Annotated in this window: 12 protein-coding genes and 1 rRNA gene; 2 read left to right on the plus strand and 11 right to left on the minus strand. The window is 39.7% G+C overall.

All coding sequences use genetic code 11. The features are described from left to right. The 6 genes from BLR54_RS07805 to BLR54_RS07830 all read right to left on the minus strand — a co-directional run. Positions 1–282, minus strand: a 16S ribosomal RNA gene (locus BLR54_RS07805); the annotation flags it as partial. A 467-nt stretch (positions 283–749) separates the two neighbouring features. Then, a complete protein-coding gene (gene radA, locus BLR54_RS07810; RefSeq protein ID WP_090419185.1) occupies positions 750–2,135 on the minus strand; it encodes a DNA repair protein RadA in 1,386 nt (461 codons plus the stop codon). A 68-nt stretch (positions 2,136–2,203) separates the two neighbouring features. Beyond that, complete coding sequence (locus BLR54_RS07815) at positions 2,204–2,617, minus strand: endosialidase (protein ID WP_090419188.1); 414 nt, start codon at positions 2,615–2,617, stop codon at positions 2,204–2,206. Between the two features lie 105 nt (positions 2,618–2,722). Next, positions 2,723–5,161, minus strand: a complete 2,439-nt coding sequence (locus BLR54_RS07820) for an ATP-dependent Clp protease ATP-binding subunit (protein WP_090419191.1) — start codon at positions 5,159–5,161, stop codon at positions 2,723–2,725. 16 nt (positions 5,162–5,177) lie between these two features. Next, positions 5,178–6,656 carry a hypothetical protein gene (locus tag BLR54_RS07825; protein ID WP_090419194.1) on the minus strand — a complete coding sequence of 493 codons (1,479 nt, stop codon included), beginning with the start codon at positions 6,654–6,656 and terminating at the stop codon, positions 5,178–5,180. A gap of 112 nt (positions 6,657–6,768) precedes the next feature. Then, complete coding sequence (locus BLR54_RS07830; RefSeq protein WP_090419196.1) at positions 6,769–6,963, minus strand: hypothetical protein; 195 nt, start codon at positions 6,961–6,963, stop codon at positions 6,769–6,771. 151 nt (positions 6,964–7,114) lie between these two features. Between BLR54_RS07830 and BLR54_RS07835 the strand changes: the two genes are divergently transcribed. Then, complete coding sequence (locus tag BLR54_RS07835; protein WP_090419199.1) at positions 7,115–7,567, plus strand: hypothetical protein; 453 nt, start codon at positions 7,115–7,117, stop codon at positions 7,565–7,567. Positions 7,568–7,681: 114 nt separating this feature from the next. On the opposite strand, the gene BLR54_RS07840 is transcribed toward BLR54_RS07835, so the two are convergent. The 5 genes from BLR54_RS07840 to BLR54_RS07860 all read right to left on the minus strand — a co-directional run bounded on the left by BLR54_RS07840 (position 7,682) and on the right by BLR54_RS07860 (position 12,860). Next, positions 7,682–8,272 (minus strand): hypothetical protein, encoded by a 591-nt coding sequence (locus BLR54_RS07840; protein WP_143008412.1) that lies wholly within the window; start codon positions 8,270–8,272, stop codon positions 7,682–7,684. 51 nt (positions 8,273–8,323) lie between these two features. Then, positions 8,324–8,599 carry a helix-turn-helix domain-containing protein gene (locus BLR54_RS07845; protein ID WP_090419204.1) on the minus strand — a complete coding sequence of 92 codons (276 nt, stop codon included), beginning with the start codon at positions 8,597–8,599 and terminating at the stop codon, positions 8,324–8,326. Beyond that, a complete protein-coding gene (locus BLR54_RS07850) occupies positions 8,586–8,954 on the minus strand; it encodes a type II toxin-antitoxin system RelE/ParE family toxin (RefSeq protein ID WP_090419207.1) in 369 nt (122 codons plus the stop codon). The genes BLR54_RS07845 and BLR54_RS07850 overlap by 14 nt, the downstream gene beginning before the upstream one ends. Positions 8,955–9,785: 831 nt before the next feature. Then, complete coding sequence (locus tag BLR54_RS07855; RefSeq protein WP_090419210.1) at positions 9,786–11,213, minus strand: NCS2 family permease; 1,428 nt, start codon at positions 11,211–11,213, stop codon at positions 9,786–9,788. A 54-nt stretch (positions 11,214–11,267) separates the two neighbouring features. Continuing rightward, positions 11,268–12,860, minus strand: a complete 1,593-nt coding sequence (locus BLR54_RS07860) for a CTP synthase (protein ID WP_090419212.1) — start codon at positions 12,858–12,860, stop codon at positions 11,268–11,270. Between the two features lie 481 nt (positions 12,861–13,341). Here BLR54_RS07860 and BLR54_RS07865 point away from each other — a divergent pair, with 481 nt between their 5' ends. Further along, positions 13,342–17,598, plus strand: coding sequence for a 2-hydroxyacyl-CoA dehydratase (locus BLR54_RS07865; protein ID WP_090419215.1), 4,257 nt, complete (start codon positions 13,342–13,344; stop codon positions 17,596–17,598). The last annotated feature ends 122 nt before the right edge of the window (positions 17,599–17,720 follow it).

Here is a 17,720-nt window from a genome sequence, read left to right on the forward strand (position 1 = left end):
GCCGTTACCTCACCAACTAGCTAATCAGACGCGGGTCCATCTTGTACCGAAAAAACTTTTCACACTGTACCATGCGGTACTGTGCGCTTATGCGGTATTAGCAGTCGTTTCCAACTGTTGTCCCCCTGTACAAGGTAGGTTACCCACGCGTTACTCACCCGTCCGCCACTCAGTCAATAATCCGTCACCACGAAGGGATCGTAGAAAATTGCTTCGTTCGACTTGCATGTGTTAAGCACGCCGCCAGCGTTCATCCTGAGCCAGGATCAAACTCTCATGTTAAAAGTTTAATTCCGAATCAGTATAAAACTGACTTGTTTACTAATAAAGGTTTCGTTTCATTAAGAAACTTAAATGAATTTCAAGGATACATGTTTTAAAACTTGTATTAATTCAAGGTTTGTTTCACTGTTCAGTTATCAATCTTCGCTTTGTTGTTGCTCTCAGCAGCAACTCGTATATATTATCATGAGAAGCTATCTTTGTCAACAACTTTTTTATTTATTTTTCAAACTTTTCAGGATTTCAAAATTGTTTATACAATTCTTTCAACTTCCTGTTTGTTCTCAGCACTTCGTTTCCCTCAGTGCTCGATTATAATATCACCTAGAACCTACAGTGTCAACAGATATTCTGTGATTTTTTAAAGTAAATCTATTTAGGTCACATACAAGCAATTGTGTGAATTGTACTAATTATTTTTGCAATTTGTTTCTTAAGCCCAAAATGTGGCATTATACACTTATAACTTAACGAGATATAGCATCCACCGCTTCTTTAATATTAGACACACCAACTACTTCTATCCCCTTTATTCCATTTGCCACCGAAAGATTAGAAGCTGGAATAATCGCTTTCTTAAAACCAAGTTTCTTCGCCTCACTTACTCTTTGTTCTGCCATTGCAACAGAACGCACTTCCCCAGACAAGCCAATCTCGCCAAAAACCACAGTGTCTGCATTTATAGCAATTTCTTTTTCACTGGAGTAGATTGCAAGAGCAATAGCCAAATCAATAGCTGGCTCATTAATTCTAATGCCACCTGCAATGTTTACATATATATCAGAACGTCCCAAGAATATACCACAGGATCTATTTGCCTTTGTATCGCGCATTCGTTCCAAAACTGCCACTAAAAGGTTTACTCTATTATAGTCGCAGCCTGTTGCCATACGTCTAGGTATTTCAAAGGCCGTCTTGCTGACAAGAGACTGTATCTCCACTAGAATCGGACGGGTTCCTTCCATAGAACATGTAACAATAGAACCTGTTGCATTTTCTGGTCGACCATCAAGCATGACCGCAGAAGGATTTTTTACCTCATCAAGACCTGTATCTCTCATTTCAAAAACGCCTATTTCATTTGTAGAACCAAAACGATTTTTCACTCCTCTAAGTATTCTATAGGAAGCATGTCTATCTCCCTCAAAGTAAAGAACGGTATCTACCATATGTTCTAGCACTCTTGGGCCAGCAACAGTTCCCTCTTTTGTTACATGACCTACAATAAATACTGCAATTCCTTGAACCTTTGCAATTTCCATCAGCACACTGGTAGACTCTCTTACCTGGGAAACAGAGCCTGGAGCCGAGCCAACAGACTCATTGTACATTGTTTGGATAGAGTCAATTATTAGCACTGTTGGCTTTTCTCTTTCTACCACAAGCTTGATGGTATCAAGATTTGTATCACATAACAGATCAAGCTTATCATTAAAGGCACCTATTCTATCTGCACGAATTTTAATCTGCTGAAGGGATTCCTCACCAGAAACATACATAACATTTATATTTGAAAGACATAATTGTCGACAGGTTTGAAGTAATAAGGTGGACTTACCTATTCCTGGGTCACCTCCCACTAATATCATAGAACCTGGAACTATTCCACCGCCAAGAACTCTGTCAAACTCTTCTATATTTGTAGAGATTCGATGCTCATTGGACGCAGTTACATCTATCAGCTTTGTAGGCTTTACCTCCGACACCTTAGCACGAGCTTTTACTGTGGATTTATCTACCACCTCTTCCACTAGTGAGTTCCAAGCGCCACAGGCTGGGCACTGGCCTGACCATTTTGAAGTTTCATTCCCACATTCCTGACAAAAGAATACTGATACGTTTTTCTTAGCCATTTTGTTCTCCTTATAGAAAAATCTTCCCATTTGAAAATGGGAAGATTGATTAATTACTAAAACTGATATTAAATTCTCTTAACCTGAACCTGAACAGCAACCCCTGGGTCTAACTCAACTGAAAGATTAAGCTTTCCTCCAAGATTTGTCTTCATCTGTCCAGCGTTTGCTCCACCAACTGTGATAGCATATTCTGTCTCTGGTTCGAGCTCCAAGGTAATCATTGCATCTCCCTTACCTTCAACAGAAAAAGAAACGGAATCAGATGAACAAGTAAACTTTTCAACTGCTGTACCTGGAACTGATTCATATACGAACATTCCATTACGCTCCAGCTTTGTGATGTCGGAAAAAGTCTTTACCTTGTACAAATCCCCATCGTGCTTGTAGTCTTCAAGTTTCTTCTTATCAGCCAATGTGTAATCACCAAAGCTGATGGTTCCGTCTGCTTCGCTGCGAATTAACTCGCTAATTACAGCCATCCTTATTCCTCCTATGCTCTGCAAAATGCAGATTGTCTAACGACTATGTTGTTTAATAATTATAGCAAAGGATTTTTATTTTAACAATAAATGGCCTGAATAAAACTAACATTTTTCAAAAACTACAACATCACCTTTGACTTTTGCTTTAACAGAATCAGAGGATTTGATTTTTCCAGCCAATATCTCTTCTGCCATAACATCTTCAAGTGCAGTCTGAATCTTTCTACGGATAGGTCTTGCGCCATACTTATGATCGAAGGATTTTTCCACAATCCATGTCTTAACTGAAGCAGGAATAGAAACAGTGATATCCATCTGCTCCTTACATCTGGCTGCAAATTGCTTAACCTGAAGACCTGCAATTTCCTTCATATCATCTTTATTGAGAGCCCTAAATACAATTGTCTCGTCAATTCGGTTTAAGAACTCTGGCTTGAAGATACGTTTTACTTCTTCCATAACACCATTCTTCATGAATTCGTAGTCTTTGCTAGCATCTTCTTTTGAAGCAAAACCAAGCTTCTTTGGCTCGATAATAGCCTGAGCGCCTGCATTAGAAGTCATGATAATAATTGTGTTTTTAAAGTCAACCTTTCTTCCCTGAGAATCAGTTACATGGCCATCATCCAAAATCTGAAGAAGAACATTGAATACATCAGGGTGAGCCTTTTCTATTTCGTCGAAAAGAATAACTGAGTAAGGATTTCTTCTGACCTTTTCTGAAAGCTGACCACCTTCATCGTAACCAACATATCCAGGAGGTGAACCTATCATTTTAGACACTGAGTGCTTTTCCATGTATTCACTCATATCTACTCGAATCATTGAATTTTCTGTTCCAAAAACTGCTTCAGCTAAAGCCTTAGAAATCTCAGTTTTACCAACACCTGTAGGTCCTAAGAATAAGAAGGAACCAATCGGTCTACCTTTTTCTTTAAGACCCACACGACCACGACGGACAGCTCTAGCAACTGCTGAAACAGCTTCCTCCTGTCCGATTACACGCTTATGTAAGATAGATTCGATTTTTCTAAGTCTAACTGACTCTTGTTCTGTAAGCTTTGCCACTGGAATCTTGGTCCAAAGGGCAACTACATTTGCAACATCGTTTTCTGTAAGGACGGCCGGTTTTGTTTTGCGCTTGCGATTAAGTTTTTTATCCTCAGATTCTTTTTGCGCAACCAAGTCATCCTTTTCTTTTTTAATTGAACTTGCAAGAGCAATATCACCAGCAACAATGGCATTTTCCATTTCTTGAGCAAGCGCTTCTATCTTATTTAAAAGATCATCATCTTTTGTGTTTTTCTTAACAAAGCTAAGCTTTAATGATGCAGCCGCCTCGTCCATTAAATCAATAGCCTTATCTGGCAAAAATCTGTCTGCAATGTATCTCTCTGATAAGGTAACGCAAGCAACAACCGCTTCGTCTGGTATTTCAACACCATGATGTTCCTCATAAAGATTGCGAACACCCTTGAGGATTTCGATAGTCTCCTCAGCTGTAGGTTCTTCAACCATAACAGGCTGGAATCTACGTTCAAGAGCAGCATCCTTTTCTACGTATTTACGATATTCAGTGATAGTGGTAGCACCAAGGATTTGGATTTCCCCACGTGCCATAGCAGGCTTTAAAATGTTTGAAGCATCGATTGCTCCCTCAGCTCCACCTGCACCAATAAGTGTATGAATCTCGTCGATAAAAAGAAGGATATTACCCTCCTCAACAACTTCCGCAATAACTTTTTTGATACGCTCCTCGAATTCACCTCGGTATTTTGAGCCTGCAACCATTCCTGATAAATCCAGTGATAAAACTCTAAGGTCTCTAACAGAATCTGGGACAATTCCCTCAACTATTCTCTGAGCAAGACCTTCAACAATTGCGGTTTTACCAACGCCAGGTTCACCAATAAGACATGGATTATTCTTTCCACGTCTTGATAAAATCTGAATAACTCTTTGAATTTCAGAATCACGACCAACAATAGGGTCTAGCTCTCCCTCTGCAGCCATCTCTGTAAGGTCACGAGAGAATTGGTCTAGATAAGAGGCTTCATTACGGCGACGACCACTGTTCATGGCCTGCATTTCCTCTTTATAGACTGCACCCTCAGCCCCCATTCCTGCAACAAGCTCTGAGAAAAGCTTGTGTGGATTCACATCAAGGGAATTTAAAAGTCTGGCGCCAGAACAATCCTGCATGCGAATCATTGCAAGCAAAAGATGTTCTGTTCCGATTGTTTTTGAATTACATTTATCTGCTTCCTCTGCAGCATGCTCTAAGAGCTGCTCCATTTTAGGTGTATATCCATCTCTATCCTGAAGTGCCACTTCTCCGCCTGGTGAAATCAATTCCTCAACCAGCTTAAGAAGAGCCTCTTTGCTGACACCATTAGATTCCAAAACCTTGGCAGCAAGAGAATTCTCCTGTTCGATAATAGAAATGAGAAGATGCTCTGTTCCAACATAACTATGCTGCAAAGACTTTGAAAGCTTCGATGCACCTGAAATAGCTCGTTTCGCCTGTTTTGAATATTCCATTAGCTTCTCCTTTTATTTATAGGTCGTTAAGATCCATCATATTTAAGCTCGAACTTCTGCGAGCATCATAGTTTGAAACTGTTTCAGCTGGAGAAATAGAAGGTTCTTCCTCAACCTCCTCTTCGTACTCGTCGTAGTCTCCATCCTCGTAATACTCTTCCTCAGCTTCGTCGTAATCCTCTTCCTCTTCTTCATAATCATCGTCATTTTCAGCCTTACGCTTTAAAGGATTTCCAAAAGCGATTGGACGAGGAAGCTTTCTAACAGATTTCTTAGGCGCTGTTGCGAAAACATCACCGTCGAAATCGTCATCTCTATCTCTAGATTTAACAAGTGAATTGATGATTACAAAAACAAGAAGCACACAAAGAACAATAAGTCCCATTATTACCTTGCGATAAGTGTTGAGCTTGTTTATGTAAAGATCTGAGTTGTCATTTGAAGATGTTACACCTGAATCCTCTGAATCTGAAGCTGATGAGCCTGTGCCGATGGCATTAACTAAGCTTTCGTCAACACGAGAAACTGTATTGTTAGCACTGTCGTATACAAACCAACCTGTAGTGCCAGCCTTATTTGTTCCATATAAATAGTAGAACTCGCCACCATCAAGGGTGTATACAGAGGCACTACCGCCAGTAACATCAAGTGCAATATTCTGGAAAGCAGAAGATAATGGTTCCCCTGCATCTGAAAGCATAATTAAATCGTTAGATGCATTAAGCATTAAAAATTGTGATACTGTACCTTCATCAGCATTGTAAGAATAGAAAACACCAGAACCTGCAACGTTGTCAGCTGGCTTTAAATAAAGAAGTGTAACATTTCCATTGACTGGCTCGCTGTAAGTGCTTGAACCAATTGTGATGGTCTTCTTTTCAAAGCCTGAAGGAACTTCTGAGTCAGCGTATCTTTCAGAAACAACATAAGAAACGCCATTGATATCAAAGCCACCATTAGCATTGAGAGTACCAACTGCCCCTGTGGATGGAGCTGCTGCTACCTCAGGAGTCTCTGCTGGAGCCTCTTCAACTGGCTGTTCCACAGGCTCCTCTGCTGCTGTTTCAGCTGGTGCCTCCTCGGCAGGCTTTTCCTCAACAGTGGTCTCTGTGCTGTCAGATGAACCACCACCGATAGTGATGTTAGTGCTGCTGCCAGAGCAAGTTGTAGATGAAATAATAACTGAGGCAGTACCTGCGCTAGCCGCATTGAAAACCACATCACCTGACTTACCTGTGAAGGTGATAAAATTGCCTGAAGCTGTGTAATCCTTACCTGTACAGCTAACAAGATTTAACATGCTGGCTGTGTATTTTACAGTGATAGTGCCTGACTCTGAGGCTGTAACAGACACAGTCACCTTGTCCCCTACGGCAGGAGATTCTTTAGACACTGCAATCATGGTGGTGCCCTGAGCCAACGCAACAATATTCATAGTACAAACACAAAGTGCTATCGCAATAATATTTAAAGTCCTTTTAAACGCTTTATTCATAACAATTACCTTCCATTTCCCGTGAGGGGCTTTAACACAAGAATTTGCTATCAAGCCCAAACTATCACACTATATATAGATAATTTAATTATAGATAAACGTTTATTTATAGTCAACAATTTCGGCAAAGTAAAAGGAGCCAGATGCCACCTGAAAGGCCCGAATAAGAACCCACAATTTTGGTGATATTTTCACCTATATTTATGTCGAAAGCAAATAAAACAAAAAAGAGAATTCCAACAGCAAACAACAGCGCCAATGCGCCAAAGGATAGGATTAATTCTTTATCAAGTCGTTTATTATTCATTATGAACACCTCCATTAAATAAGCTCGTTCTTAACTGATGGAGAAAGTATAAAAGATTTTAGTGTCCATATTTATGGGCAGATTTTCAAGTGAGCCGTTGAGATGGTAAAATTAAGCTAGTAAAAAAGTTTTATAGGGAACGGATTGGATTATGAGTTTTATTATTACAATGTGGGAATGGATTAAAATAATATTTGCAATTGTATTTTCAGTCGGTAGTATTACTTGGGTAATCTACAACTATATCAAAGGTCATAGACTTGGAATTGAAGCACTATGTCAGGTGGATACAACCTTCACTGTAACTTGCACCGTTTGTGATAATACCTACGAGGTTGCTCCTAGAGATTTTTTGAAGATTTCTAGTTTCAGAATTCAAAAAACCAAGTATGTTCAAAAGGGATTTGTAGGAAGTGAGCAGGCATTAGCTCTGCAAAGGTACTGTCCTTGTCCTTATTGCAAAAGAGATGAACTTGCAAAGTTTCACGATGTAGATAAAGTTCAAGAATTGGATAAAGCTGTAGCTTGGCCTATAATGATTAAGTATGCAGCCATAGGATTGTTGCCTCCAATAATCATTGGATCGATTATTATGAGGTTTTAGAAATTAATACTGATATTTATATGCATAATTAAAGCCCCCTATTCAACTGAATAGAGGGCTGTTTTTGTATGCTATGTTTTTCTGTTGAACCAACAAGAAGTTACTATCAATCCACTACATTAGTTTTTCTGTAAGGAGTCTAAAGTAAATTCCTTTTCCCGAAGCAATAGATAAAAAACCAGTTATAACTGCAATAGTAAGCTGAGCAAAATCCACATTGCTATAAATATAAAAATGAGTCGCTACATTTAATAATGCCATGAATGCAGTTGTCAGAATCGCAACAAAAGCTGCATATAGCACTGGCTTTGGCCAAGCACCGAAGAAAACTCCCAGCTTGTTAACAGGTCGCTTGCTTCTTCTCAAAGAATTCTTCCAAACCTTTATCATAACAATGAGCTCTTCAAAATCGTCTGGGGTATTCTTAAAGTTAATGCTCTTCCTTAACATATCAATAGGTGCATTTGGTACAAGCTCTGGTCTAGCATTGAAGGTAAGAATTGCCTCCTGAAAAAGAAGGAGCTTATCTTCTGCTTCCATAGAGCCAGATTCCTCATTGTAAACCTGCTGGAGATTTTCGATAAACACTCTCTGATTGTATGTAAGCTTCATCTTAAGGCGAGCCAAATTGTTTGGGTCCGCCATGAAGCGACTAAATTCTTTATCAATTGTTTCTCTTGTCTTTTCGCTAACTACTATTTTCATGAGTAAAATTTTAATACAACAAGGATGTAAATTCAAATGATATACATCACATTATTTTCCAAGAGGAACGATAGCCAATGTTTTCCCTAACGCAGCAAGAAGCTTTAATACTGTTTCAAGCTGTGGCGAAGATGTTCCTGCTTCTATTCTTGCTATCACAGGCTGTCTAACCCCAGAAAGTTTCTCTAATTCACGTTGACTTATGCCTTTTTCAGTACGAGCTTTAACAAGCTCGCCCATCAAGGCCACACGCAAATCACTCTCTGCAATTTCTTCTGGCGTATATAGTTCATTTCTTACTTCATTCCAGTTTTTAAATTCTTTCATTTGCTTTGCTCCTCTCTAAATAGTCCTCTAACTCTCTTTTTGCTTGTTCAATTTCTCTCTTCGGTGTTTTTTGAGTCTTCTTCATAAACTGATGTAATAACACGAATTTACCATCAACCAATCCTGCGAATAGAATTCTGTTCGCAAGAGGTCTCAACTCCCAAATATCACCATCTAAATGTTTACATATAGGTTCACCAATATATGTTCCATAGACAGACAATGCTTGAATATAATCATTAACTTTATTTGCGTTAATTCTAGCATCTTTGCCCTTTTTCGAAGTTATATCCTTTAAGAACTCATACACCTGAGAATAGCCATTTCTATCTTCATAAAATATTATTTCGTACAATATTAATCCTTTCTTTTATGATAACTTTCTAGTTATCAAACTGTCAACAGTTTATTTGTAATTCATTTATGCATTTATTCTCAATAAATTGGGTAAATCAAAAGAATACCGAAACTTGTACTCAGTTCGGCAATATAAGTTCTACTTAGAATTATAGAATTGCAGTATCAATAGCATTTATACTACTAGCATATATTCCATCTGTCTACTGTCATTTGCTAATAACATTTATGCATTATTAAAAAAGATTTTAGCAAGAATGCATTAGATTAGTACGATGATTATGGTTAAAAAAAGGATTTATCAATATTGTCTATGCTAAAGCCTATGTTATCGTTTGTTTATGATAAAACAATTATAGAGAATATAAAGTTTTATCAACGCAGACGCTATAAGCGCTGATTATTCATAGGCTTTTTGATAATCTAGAATGAGAGCAGAAATCATTTATCAATCAAGCCTATTACAAACAGCGTGCGAGCGTTTCTGATTGATAAATGTCAAAATTGCTTATCGATGCAAAACGAGAGCATGCGCTGTTGAAAATAGTCATTTTGATAAAGTTACTTCTACATCATGACTTCTGGACAGGATTAATCAAACATCAATGTTTATGGCAAGATATTTTACCCAATTACTCTCAAGCGTGCGAGTTTGCACTAGAAAATATGGAAGACAATAAAAAATAGCGTATTGCATTTTGCAATACGCTATTTTTATTTACACCTCATCAGTCACCTACGGTGACAGCATGTCTCGCCTCCCGGCTCGGTCGTTGCTAAACAGGCTCCACTGGAGCCTAGCAACCCTCTAGGGGAAGCCTCCTTTTTATTATACTGCTAAGAAGAACTTGATAAGGAAAAGAGCTGCGATTACATAAGTAAGGCCAGAAACCTCTTTTGCCTTTCCTGTGAAGACCTTAATGAATGTGTATGAAATCATTGCAAGGCCGATGCCGTGTCCGATTGAACCAGAGATTGGCATAGCGATGAGCATGATTGTTACAGGAACACAAACTGAAAGATCATCGAAGTTAACCTTCTTAAGACCTGTCATCATAAGTACACCAACATAGATAAGCGCTGCTGATGTAGCTGCTGCAGGGATAACTGCTGCGATTGGTGCAAGGAACATACAAAGAAGGAAAGCAATACCGCATGTAAGAGCTGTAAGACCTGTACGTCCACCTGCCTCAACACCTGATGCAGACTCGATGAAAGTTGTAACTGTTGAAGTACCTGTGCATGAACCAAAGATTGTACCGATTGAATCTGAAAGAAGAGCTTCCTTCATGTTTGGCATGTTGCCTTCGCGGTCTGTCATACCAGCACGTGAAGCAGTACCAACAAGTGTACCGATTGTATCGAACATATCAATTACACAGAATGTAATAACAAGAGTGATTGCTGTGAACCAACCCATATCAGCAAGACCCTGGAAGTTGAACTTGAAGAGAGTTGTTGATGCCATATCGCCAAAAGCTGGAACGAAAGAAGCACCTGCTAATGAAGCAAATGGATTGTTGCCAAGGAATGCAAAATCGCCAACCCAGTAAATAACTGAAGCTGCAAGCATACCGATGATAACCGCACCCTTAACACCCTTAGATGCAAGAACAACAATAATGAAAAGACCAACAAACATTGTGATTGCCGAAAGAACCATAACTGGGTAAGCAGAACCCATTGTATCCTTTGCATAAGAAGCTGTAAGTGCTCCAAAGAAATCCTTCATAACAAAGAACTGATTGAAGTTCTCATCTGCAATATATACGTTTGAACCAAAACCAATGTTGAGAAGCATAAGACCGATAGCTGGTGAGATACCAAGTCTGATACCAAGTGGAATAGCATCTACAATCTTCTCTCTGACATTTAAAAGAGAAAGGATTAAGAAAACGATACCTTCAATAAGGATAATGCAAAGCATTGCCTGGAAGGACTGAACATAATCCATAGTTGTTGCTGCTACAAGGTTACCAATTACGATTGCCATGAATGAGTTAAGACCCATACCTGGTGCAAGACAGAATGGCTTGTTTGCAAGGAACGCCATTACGAACATTGCCACTGCTGATGAAAGACAAGTTGCAAGGAATACACCATTCCAAAGTGCCTGTCCGCCAGCGCCATAATTAGTAATGATGTTTGGGTTCAATGCAATGATGTAAGCCATTGTCATGAATGTGGTGAGTCCAGCGATGATCTCTGTTTTCACAGTAGTGTTGTTTTCGCTGAGTTTGAAACGATTTTCTAACATAGTTTCCTCCCTTAGTTAAAAGAAAATGTTTTATTTAAAAAGGCTGAAGCCTCTTTATCTCAAGCTTGCTTTGATGAAAGCTGCAAATAATGGGTGTGGCTTGTTTGGACGACTCTTGAATTCTGGATGGAACTGAACACCCACGTGGAACTTGTTTGCAGAAACTTCTACTGCTTCTACAACCTCATCGTTAGGTGATGTACCAGAAATTGTAAGTCCCTTTTCAGTCATAAGCTGTCTGTATGAGTTGTTAAACTCGAATCTATGACGATGACGCTCTGAAATATTGTCTGAGCCATAAGCCTCATAAAGCTTTGTATCTTTACGAACTGCGCAAGGATAAGCACCAAGTCTCATTGTGCCACCTTTTCTAAGAACAGCCATCTGCTCTTCCATAAGGTCGATAACGCAATTCTTTCCTGTGCTGTTAAACTCTCTTGAGTTAGCATCTGCAAGACCACAAACGTTTCTTGCGAACTCGATAGCAGCCACCTGCATGCCAAGACATATTCCAAGATAAGGTATATCATTTTCACGGGCATATTGGCAAGCAGCAATTTTTCCTTCAACACCTCTATCGCCGAAACCACCTGGTACTAAGATACCATCACACATACCAAGTTTTTCTTTAACGTTATCTTTAGTGATATCTTCTGAATCAACCCACTCAACTTCAACATGAGCATTGTTTGCATATCCGCCATGATAGAGAGCTTCACGAACTGAAAGATATGCATCGTGAAGAGCAACATACTTTCCAACGATGGCAATCTTTGTAACCTTCTTAAGACCCTTAATAGTCTTAACCATCTTCTCCCACTCTTCGATATGAGGCTCACGATCTTCAAGACCAAGCTCGCGACAAACCACACTATCAAGGCCGTACTTGTGCATCATAAGTGGTGCTTCATATAAGCAATCAAGTGTGTCGTTTTCAATTACGCAGTCCTTCTTAACATTACAGAAAAGAGAAATCTTATCCTTGATTGACTGCTCAAGAGGATGATCAACTCGACAAACAATAATGTTTGGAGCAATACCAAGTGACTGAAGTTCCTTAACAGAGTGCTGTGTTGGCTTTGACTTGTGTTCCTCTGAGCCTGAAAGCCATGGAACAAGTGTTACATGGATAAACAAGCAATTCTCACGGCCCTTTTCAAGAGAAACCTGACGAATAGCCTCAAGGAATGGCTGAGACTCGATATCACCTGTTGTTCCACCAATTTCTGTAATAAGAACATCGCAATCAGATGTCTCTGCACCCATATAAATGAAACGCTTGATTTCTTCTGTGATGTGAGGAATAACCTGAACAGTCTGTCCAAGGTACTCGCCCTTACGCTCGCGATTGAGAACGTTCCAATATACTCTACCAGAAGTAAGATTTGAATATTTGTTAAGACTTTCGTCGATGAATCGCTCATAGTGACCAAGGTCAAGGTCAGTTTCTGCTCCATCATCTGTAACGAAAACCTCACCATGCTGATATGGACTCATTGTGCCTGGGTCTACGTTCATGTAAGGATCAAGCTTCTGTGAAGCAACCTTATATCCTCTCATTTTAAGTAATCGTCCTAAAGACGCTGCTGTAATACCTTTACCTAAGCCTGATACTACGCCACCTGTAACAAATACGTGTTTTGTCATGATATACCCCTTTGTCTAGTTTAGTACTTGCTTTTTTTCTTTCAAAAAAAGAAGGAGTCGAAAGGTACACCTATAAAAAGGTGCTTTCAACTCCTGAAAATCAAATATGATATTCAACTATAGCGAAACGGGATAGCTGTAACATTTTTCCTCCTGAAATAAAAAAAAGCGTTTTTTTTTATGAGAGATAGGTCTCACAAAAAATGTACGCCTTGTACTTTCAAATATTACAACAGGGCTGAATAAATGTAAAGCAAAAATTTTTTTACACCTCATCAGTCACCTTCGGTGACAGCTTCTCCTCAAGGGGAAGCCTGAAATTTTAACACTTTGTAATTTTTGTTTATTGTATATTTACCTCGTAACAATTATAATATGGAAAGTTGCAAAATTTGCATTTTAATAAGAAGAAAAACACCTGATCCGGCCTTTAAGGCCAGCTTTTTCCTTAGAAAAAGTCAGGTTAGGAGAATTGAGAATTATGGAAAAGAATCTATTTAAACTCGGTATTGATATCGGCTCTACCACTGTAAAAATTGCCGTTATGGATGACGAGAACAATCTGTTATTTTCAGATTATCAGAGACACTTTGCTAATATCCAGCAGACTCTCACAGATTTGTTAACCCAAGCTAAGTCAGCACTTGGTCAGATTGAGGTTCGACCTATGATTACAGGTTCCGGCGGACTCACCCTTGCTAAGCATCTTGGCGTAGAATTTGTACAGGAAGTTATCGCTGTTTCAACAGCTCTCACTCATTATGCTCCACAGACAGATGTTGCCATCGAGCTTGGTGGTGAAGATGCCAAAATCATTTATTTTGAAAATGGTAATGTTGAGCAGCGTATGAATGGTATCTGTGCCGGTGGTACGGGTTCCTTTATTGATCAGATGGCTTCTCTCCTTCAGACAGACGCTCCTGGTCTTAATACATATGCTAAGGATTACAAGGCTATTTATCCAATCGCTGCCCGTTGCGGCGTTTTTGCAAAGACAGATATTCAGCCTCTTATTAACGAAGGTGCTTCAAAGGAAGACCTTTCTGCATCAATTTTCCAGGCTGTAGTTAACCAGACAATTTCTGGTCTTGCATGTGGTAAGCCAATCCGTGGTCATGTTGCTTTCCTTGGTGGTCCTCTTCACTTCTTGGATCAGCTTAGAGAAAGCTTCATTCGTACTCTCAAATTAGATGAAGACCATGCTCTTCTTTTGGACAACTCTCATCTTTTTGCTGCCATCGGTTCTGCCCTTAATTCAAAGGAAGAAAGCCATGTTCCTATGGACGACCTTATTGATAAGCTTTCTGATGGAATTAAGATGGAGTTTGAGGTAGCTCGTCTTGAGCCATTATTTGAATCTGAAGAAGACTTTAGAGCTTTTAAGGATAGACACGCTAAGGCAGAGGTCAAGAAGGGAGATTTAGCAAACTATCATGGCAACGCGTACCTTGGTATTGATGCTGGTTCTACCACTACAAAGCTTGCTGTTGTTGGTGAGGATGGAACACTTCTTTATTCCTTCTACTCAAGCAACAACGGTAGCCCACTTGCTACATCTCTCAAGGCTTTGAAAGAGATTTATTCTATCATGCCTGAGGATACACATATTGTACATTCATGCTCTACAGGTTATGGCGAGGCTCTTTTAAAGGCTGCACTTCAGCTTGATGACGGTGAGGTTGAGACAATCGCTCACTATTATGCAGCTGCATTCTTCAATCCAGATGTTGATTGTATCCTTGACATTGGTGGTCAGGATATGAAATGCATCCGCATTAAGAATGGTGTTGTAGACAGTGTACAGCTTAACGAAGCATGTTCTTCAGGTTGCGGTTCCTTCATCGAAACTTTCGCTAAGTCCCTTGATTTTAGCGTGCAGGATTTCGCAGAGGAAGCACTCTTCGCTCTCAACCCAATCGACCTTGGAACACGCTGTACTGTATTTATGAATTCAAAGGTTAAGCAAGCACAGAAGGAAGGTGCTTCAGTTGCAGACATTTCTTCAGGTCTTGCTTACTCAGTTATAAAGAATGCATTGTTTAAGGTTATTAAGCTTTCTGATGCGTCAGAGCTTGGAACAAACATTGTTGTTCAAGGTGGTACCTTCTACAATGACGCCGTTCTTCGTTCTCTTGAAAAGACTGCAGGTGTGGATGTTGTTCGTCCTGACATTGCAGGTATTATGGGTGCCTTTGGTTGTGCACTTATTGCAAAGGAGCGTTACGAAGAAAATCCTACCACCACTACACTTGGCATCGAAGAGATTAACAACCTTACTTTTGATACAAAGCTTACTCGTTGTCAGGGTTGTGTTAACCACTGTCTCCTTACTATCAACCGTTTCTCTGGTGGACGTTCATTCATCACTGGAAACAGATGTGAAAAGGGTGCTGGCGGAGTTAAAAATAAGGAAAACATTCCAAACCTTTACGATTATAAGTACAACAGATTATTTGATTACGAGCCTCTATCTGAGGAAGAAGCGACACGAGGAACTGTTGGTATTCCTAGAGTTCTTAACCTCTATGAAAACTACCCATTCTGGGCTACCTTCTTCAAGGCTTTGAAATTTAGAGTCGTTTTATCTCCTCGTTCAAACCGAAAGGTTTACGAGCTTGGAATCGAATCTATCCCATCAGAGTCTGAGTGTTACCCAGCAAAGCTTGCTCACGGACACGTTCAGTGGCTCATTAACGAAGGAAACGTTGATTTCATTTACTATCCATGTATTCCATACGAAAGAAACGAGTTCCCAGATTCTAACAACCACTACAACTGTCCTATCGTTACATCCTACGCTGAAAACATCAAGAACAACGTAGATGAAATCACTAGTGGTAAGGTTCGCTTCCTAAATCCATTTATGGCCTTTACTAGCGAAGAAATCCTTGCTGGACAGCTTGTTAAAGTATTTAAAGAAGAATTTAATTTACCAGAATCAGAGGTTAGAGCCGCTGCAAAAGCTGCTTGGACTGAACAGGAACATTTCAGAAATGATATGTATGCTAAGGGTGCTGAGGTTCTTCAGTATCTTAAGGAAACAGGAAAGCACGGTATCGTCCTTGCTGGTCGTCCATATCATGTGGATCCAGAGATTAACCATGGTATTCCTGAGCTTATTAACAGCTATGGCATTGCAGTTCTTACCGAGGATTCCATTTCAAACCTTGGTGAGGTTGAGCGTCCTCTTATTGTTATGGACCAGTGGATGTTCCACTCTCGTATGTATGCTGCAGCAAACTATGTTAAGAAGCATGACAACCTTGATTTGATTCAGCTTAATTCATTTGGTTGCGGCCTTGATGCTGTTACAACAGATCAGGTAGCTGATATCCTTACAAACTCTGGTAAGATTTACACTTGCCTTAAGATTGATGAAGTAAACAACCTTGGTGCTGCAAGAATTCGAGTACGTTCACTTCTTGCTGCTCTTCGTGTTAAGAAAAAGAAAAAGCAGGAACGTAAAATCGTTCCAGCAAACTATAACCGTATCGTATTTACGGAGGAGATGAAGAAGAATTACACAATTCTTTGTCCACAAATGTCTCCTGTCCACTTTGATTTGATTGAGCCAGCCTTTAACGCTGCTGGATACAATCTTGTGGTTCCAGACATCCCAACACGTACTTGCGTAGATGTTGGTCTTAAATATGTAAACAACGATGCTTGTTATCCATCACTTATGGTTGTTGGTCAGCTTATGGCTGCTATCGACACTGGTGAGTTTGACATGAGCCGAACTGCCCTTTTGATTTCTCAGACTGGTGGTGGCTGTCGAGCATCAAACTACATTGGATTCATAAGACGTGCTCTTGCAAAAGCAGGCTATCCAGATGTTCCAGTTATTTCATTAAACCTTAGCGGTTTAGAGAGCAACCCTGGATTTAAGCTTTCACCAAGCTTGATTCAGCACGGTTTATACGCACTCACCTTTGGAGATATCCTTCTTCGTTGTATATACAGAGTTCGTCCTTACGAAGCTGTGCCAGGCTCTACAAATGAGCTTCATGAAAAGTGGAAGGAAAAGATTATTGATTTCATCTCTAATAAAAAGATTCTTTCTCATAGAAAGTTTAAGAAGATGTGTAGAGAGATGATTAGAGACTTTGATAATCTTCCAATTATTGAAGGTTTAACAAAGCCACGTGTTGGTATTGTTGGAGAGATTCTTGTTAAGTTCCTTCCTGCAGCCAACAATCACTTGGCTGATTTGTTAGAGCAAGAAGGTGCTGAAGCTGTTATTCCAGATTTAACAGACTTCCTTCTCTACTGCTTCTACGACGCAACCTTCAAGGAAGAAAATCTTGGTTCAAGCAAGAAGACACGTATTGCTTGTGATATTGGAATCAAGTTCTTTGAATGGCTTAGAAGTGCCGCTAGAGACGAATTTAATAAGTCTAAGCGCTTCACTGCTCCTGCTTATATTCACAATACTGCAGAACAAGCTAAGGATATCGTATCAATCGGTAACCAGACTGGTGAAGGTTGGTTCCTTACAGGTGAAATGCTTGAGCTTATTGAAACCGGTGCAAGCAACATCGTATGTATTCAGCCATTTGGATGCTTACCAAATCACGTTGTTGGAAAGGGTGTTATTAAGAGAATTCGTCATGAGCACCCTAGCGCAAACATTGTAGCCATCGACTACGATCCAGGTGCATCAGAAGTAAACCAGCTTAATAGAATTAAGCTTATGCTTTCTACAGCTAATAAGAATTTAGATAAAAAAGAAGCATAACACAATACTAATAATACAAAGAGCCCACAAGTTACGGCTACAAGCCTTATATCTCTCAGTTCAGCTAACATGCTTCACTTGAGAGATACAAGAGCTTGATGCCTACTTGGGGCTCTTTTTTA

Source organism: Pseudobutyrivibrio sp. YE44, from assembly GCF_900104335.1.
Taxonomy (GTDB): Bacteria; Bacillota; Clostridia; order Lachnospirales; family Lachnospiraceae; genus Pseudobutyrivibrio.

Excerpts from the sequence above, each read along its gene's own strand:
- radA (WP_090419185.1), bottom strand. The coding sequence starts at position 2,135 with ATGGCTAAGAAAAACGTATCAGTATTCTTTTGTCAGGAATGTGGGAAT.
- BLR54_RS07815 (WP_090419188.1), bottom strand. The coding sequence starts at position 2,617 with ATGGCTGTAATTAGCGAGTTAATTCGCAGCGAAGCAGACGGAACCATC.
- BLR54_RS07820 (WP_090419191.1), bottom strand. The coding sequence starts at position 5,161 with ATGGAATATTCAAAACAGGCGAAACGAGCTATTTCAGGTGCATCGAAG.
- BLR54_RS07825 (WP_090419194.1), bottom strand. The coding sequence starts at position 6,656 with ATGAATAAAGCGTTTAAAAGGACTTTAAATATTATTGCGATAGCACTT.
- BLR54_RS07830 (WP_090419196.1), bottom strand. The coding sequence starts at position 6,963 with ATGAATAATAAACGACTTGATAAAGAATTAATCCTATCCTTTGGCGCA.
- BLR54_RS07835 (WP_090419199.1), top strand. The coding sequence starts at position 7,115 with ATGAGTTTTATTATTACAATGTGGGAATGGATTAAAATAATATTTGCA.
- BLR54_RS07840 (WP_143008412.1), bottom strand. The coding sequence starts at position 8,272 with ATGAAAATAGTAGTTAGCGAAAAGACAAGAGAAACAATTGATAAAGAA.
- BLR54_RS07845 (WP_090419204.1), bottom strand. The coding sequence starts at position 8,599 with ATGAAAGAATTTAAAAACTGGAATGAAGTAAGAAATGAACTATATACG.
- BLR54_RS07855 (WP_090419210.1), bottom strand. The coding sequence starts at position 11,213 with ATGTTAGAAAATCGTTTCAAACTCAGCGAAAACAACACTACTGTGAAA.
- BLR54_RS07860 (WP_090419212.1), bottom strand. The coding sequence starts at position 12,860 with ATGACAAAACACGTATTTGTTACAGGTGGCGTAGTATCAGGCTTAGGT.
- BLR54_RS07865 (WP_090419215.1), top strand. The coding sequence starts at position 13,342 with ATGGAAAAGAATCTATTTAAACTCGGTATTGATATCGGCTCTACCACT.